The sequence below is a fragment of the Janthinobacterium sp. FT14W genome (assembly GCF_009208755.1).
Lineage (GTDB): Bacteria > Pseudomonadota > Gammaproteobacteria > Burkholderiales > Burkholderiaceae_D > Janthinobacterium > Janthinobacterium violaceinigrum.
In genome coordinates, this window is sequence record NZ_WFLL01000151.1 from 1 (window position 1) to 331 (window position 331).

Below are 331 nucleotides of genomic sequence, written 5' to 3' on the forward strand. Positions count from 1 at the left end.
GTGGTGCTGCCTCCGCCGCAGCCGGCGGCGGAGGCAGCACCACGGCCGGCGGTGCCGGCACGGGCACCGGTGGCACGGGGGGTACAGGGACGGGCGGTACGGGCGGTACGGGCGGTACGGGTGGTACGGGCGGCACGGGCGGCACCGGTGGTACGGGCGGCACCGGTGGTTCCACCGGCGGCCAGGGTGGCACGGGCAATCAATCCACCACCACCACGATCACCGATGCGGCCGTGCTGGCCGCCGCCGCGGCTGTCGCCGCCGCCAACAACGCCCTGGCCGATGATGCCGCCGCCGCCGCGGCAGCAGCCACGGCAGCCGCGGCGCTGGC

The 331-nt window shown here is 77.9% G+C and carries 1 protein-coding gene; it reads left to right on the forward strand.

The window, feature by feature from the left end; all coding sequences use genetic code 11:
* A partial coding sequence (locus GCN74_RS29755; RefSeq protein ID WP_193317312.1) for a hypothetical protein occupies window positions 1–331 on the forward strand: 331 nt, incomplete at both ends.